The sequence below is a fragment of the Egibacteraceae bacterium genome (genome assembly GCA_035540635.1).
In the GTDB taxonomy this organism is placed as follows: Bacteria; Actinomycetota; Nitriliruptoria; order Euzebyales; family Egibacteraceae; genus DATLGH01.
The window spans coordinates 1-4,052 of record DATLGH010000056.1 but is presented as its reverse complement, the minus strand read 5'-3'; the positions used below and the strand labels follow the sequence as shown (position 1 = coordinate 4,052).

The 4,052-nt window shown below is 74.1% G+C and carries 2 protein-coding genes; both read left to right on the top strand.

Features of this window, described 5'->3' with window-relative positions:
* Nucleotides 1-95: 95 nt before the first annotated feature.
* Complete coding sequence (locus VM324_09565; protein HVL99523.1) at nucleotides 96-1,160, top strand: L,D-transpeptidase/peptidoglycan binding protein; 1,065 nt, start codon at nucleotides 96-98, stop codon at nucleotides 1,158-1,160.
* 180 nt (nucleotides 1,161-1,340) lie between these two features.
* A partial coding sequence (gene dnaE / locus VM324_09560; protein HVL99522.1) for a DNA polymerase III subunit alpha occupies nucleotides 1,341-4,052 on the top strand: 2,712 nt, incomplete at its 3' end.

Genomic DNA, 4,052 nt, shown 5'->3' with positions numbered 1-4,052 from the left:
GTTGAGGGGCCCCTCGGGGGGGGAGGTAGGGGTTCGACCGGCTTGCCGAGGGGGAGTAGTGTTCGCGACGGTTCCACGCGGGAAAGGGTATCGGCGTGCCGGTTTTCGTCTCTGATCGGTGGGTTCCCCGCCTTGCCTGGTGGGTCACGCTCGCCATGGCCCTCGTCCTCGCGCTGACCGGCGCGGGGGTGATCGCCGGGGCGCACGCCTACGCCAACGAGTACGACGGGCGGGTTCTGCCGGGCGTCACCGTAGCGGGCGTCGACCTCAGCGGCCTCACGCGCGGGGAGGCGATCGCCGCCACCGAGGAGGTCGCCGCCCCCGACCTCGACCGGACGGTCACCGTCCGCTGGCAGCACCAGCAGTGGACGACGACTCCCCGGGAGCTCGGCGCGACGACGAACGCCGAGCGCCTCGTCGAGGCGGCGATCGAGGCGAGCGAGTCGGCCTCGATGCCCGCGCTCGCCCGCATGCGCTGGTTCGGCGAGGGCCTGACGCTCGACGACGAGCTCGCCGTCACGCCCGTTGAGGAGGGGGTCCGGGCGTTCATCGACACGGTGGCCGCGGAGCTGCACGTGCCGGCGCGCGACGCCGCGGTGCAGGTGAGCGGTGACCAGTTCACGATCGTGCCCGAGACGCAGGGTCAGGTGCTCGACACCGAGGCGGGCGCGGCGGCGTTGCTCGCGGCCCTCGACTCGGGACAGGACGCCGTGGACCTCGCCGTGCACCCCGTGCTGGCGGAGAAGACCACGGCCGACTTCTCGCAGGTGCTGCTGCTGCGGCAGAGCCAGCACCTCCTCGAGCTCTACCAGGACGGGCGGCTCACGCACTCCTGGAACGTCGCGGTCGGCACCTCCGGGTACCGCACACCCACCGGCGTCTACGAGATCACCGAGAAGCGGCACATGCCGACGTGGGTGAACCCCTCGCCGAACGGGTGGGGGAGGAACATGCCCGCCAGGATCGGCCCGGGGGTGAACAACCCCCTCGGTGTCCGCGCGCTGAACTGGAACGCCCCGGCGATCCGCTTCCACGGCACCGCGAACGTCAACTCGATCGGCAGGGACGCGTCGAAGGGCTGCGTGCGCCTCACGAACGACGACGTCGTCGTGCTCTACGACCTCGTCGAGGTCGGCGCGACGATCGTGTCGATCGCCTGACCGCGTCGCCGCCACCAGGACGCGGGCTGCTCACGGTCCGTGGGTGTGGGCGCCCGGCCCAGGCGCTGCGTGAGCCCGCAGCCGACTCGGGTTGCCCGTTGACCGTCCACCGCCTACAGTTGTCGAACACCCGTTCCTCTGGCGGTTCCTTCCCCCGCCGCTGACCACAGGAGACGTGCGGTGGGAGGGTTCGCGCACCTCGCGGCGACGACGGCGTTCTCCCTGCGCGACGGGGTGATCCGGCCGCGCGAGCTCGCCGTGGCGACCTGGGAGCGCGGCATGGAGGCGGTCGGCGTCGCCGACCGCGGCGGGCTGTACGGGGCGGTGCGCGTGGCCGAGGCGTGCGCGGTGGTCGGGATCCGCCCGATCTTCGGCGCGGACCTCGCGCTCGCGCACGACCCCGCCCGGCCGGGGTGGGCCGACCGCCGGGCCCGGGGGGCGCTCGCGAAGGGACCGCGGTCGGGGCCGGCGTGGCTCGAGGGTGACCCCGCGCGGATCACGCTCGTGGCCCGCACCCAGGACGGCTACGCGCACCTGTGCCGACTCGTCACCGACCACCACCTGTCATCGCCCCGCGGCGAGCCGCAGGCCCCCTGGTCGCAGCTGGCGCGCTGGGCCGGCCGGGGCGGCCTCGACGTGCTGCTCGCCGACGACTCGCCGGTCGGCCGGCTGCTCGACGCGGGGCAGCCCGACGCCGCCGCGGCCGAGGCCCGCCGGTGGATGGACCTCGTCGGGCCCTCCAGCGTCCTCGTCGGGGTCACCCACCACCGCGCCCCCGGTGACGACGCCCGCGCCCGCGCCCGCTTCGGCCTCGCCGACCGGCTCGGCCTGCGCGCGCTCGCCCACCAGGCGCCCCGCTACCTCAACCCCGCCGACGCCCGGGTCGCCGACGTCATGGAGGCGATCCGCGGCCAGGTGCCGCTCGACCCCCGACACACCCGCCGGCGCAACGACCAGGGGTACCTGAAGAGCCCCGCCGAGATGGCGGCGGTGTTCGCCGAGCGGCCCGACGCGCTCGCGGGCGCCGCCGACGTCGCCGACCGCTGCCGGGTCGACCTCGGCCTCGGGCGGCTGCGGGTGCCCGACTTCCGCGGCGAGCAGGGGCGCGACGCCGGCGCCGAGCTGCGCGCCCGCTGCGAGGCCGGCCTCGCCGAGCGCTACCCGCGCCCCCGCCGCCGCCACCGCGACCTGCTCGACGCCGAGCTCGCCATGGTCGCCCGCCTCGGCCTCGCGCCCTACTTCCTCACGGTCGCCGAGATCGTCGAGCGCATCCGCGACAAGCAGATCATGGTCGCCTGCCGCGGCTCGGCGGCCGGCAGCCTCGTGTGCTACTGCCTGCGGATCTCCGACGTCGACCCGATCGCCCACGACCTCGTGTTCGAGCGCTTCATGAACCCCTACCGCGACGACCTGCCCGACATCGACCTCGACGTGGAGAGCGCCCGGCGCGAGGACATCTACGCCGACCTGCTCGCCCGCTACGGCGACGACCGGGTCGCCTGCGTGTCCATGATCGAGACGTTCAAGGCGCGCATGGCGATCCGCGAGGTCGGCAAGGCCATCGGCCTGCCCGCCGGCGAGGTCGACGCCATCGCCAAGGCCTTCCCCCACATCCGCGCCCGCGACGTCCGCACCGCCCTCGACACGCTGCCCGAGCTGGCCGGCCAGAACCTCGACCGCGCGCACCTGCGGCTGCTGTTCGACCTCGTCTGCCGCCTCGACGGCCTGCCCCGCCACGTCGCCCTGCACCCCTCGGGCGTGCTGCTCGCCGACGCCACACTGCGCGACGTCGTGCCGCTCGAGCGCAGCGCCACCAGGGGAGCGGGCCCCGGGGCTTCTGCCGGCTTCGCGATGGCGCAGTTCGACAAGGACGACGTCGAGGCGCTGGGCCTCTGCAAGCTCGACGTGCTCGCCGTGCGGATGCTGTCGTCGATGGCGCACTGCGTCGAGGAGGTGGCACGCACCCGCGGCGCCGAGATCGACCTCTCCACGGTGCCGTGGGACGACGCGGCGACCTACGAGCTCATCCGCTCCACCCGCACGCTCGGGATGTTCCAGATCGAGTCGCCCGGCCAGCGCGAGCTCATCGGCAAGTTCCAGCCCGAGCACGTGAGCGACCTCGTCGTCGACATCTCCCTGTTCCGGCCCGGTCCGGTCAAGGGCGACATGGTCGGCCCGTTCCTCCGACGCCGGCGCGCTCGAGCAGCCCAAGGCGGTAGCGCATCGGAAGGCAAGGCCGAGGTCCTCTATCCGCATCCGCTGCTGGAGCGCGCACTCCGTGAGACCTACGGCGTCATCGTCTACCACGAGCAGGTCATGCGCTGCGTCGCCGAGGTCACCGGCTGCGACCTGTCCACCGCCGACCTCGTGCGCCGGCGCCTCGGCCAACCCGACGAGGCCGCCAGCCTGCGCGACTGGGTCCTCGACGGCTGCCGCCAGCGGGGCATCGACGAGGCCACCGCCGTCTCGCTGTGGGACGCCCTCGCCCAGTTCGCCTCGTTCGGGTTCTGCAAGGCCCACGCCGCCGCGTTCGCCGTGCCGACGTACCGCTCGGCGTGGTTGAAACGCCACTACCTCCCCGAGTTCGTCGCCGGGCTGCTCACCCACGACCCCGGCATGTACCCGCGCCGACTGCTGCTGGAGGACGCCCGGCAGTTCGGGGTGTGCGTGCTGCCCCTCGACGTCAACCGCTCGGCGCGCGCGTACCGCGTCGAGCGGGTCCCCGCCGTCGAGGCGCTTGAACGGCTCGGTGTTGGGGGGCCGTCGCATCCGTCCTCCGCCTCCGGGTACGGCCCTTTCGTCGGCTCCGGACGGACGCGACGGCCCCCTTCGACGCGTTCTGCGGTGGTGGGTGGGGACCCGTTCCCGGGGTCGGGCGCCGGGGGGTTGCCG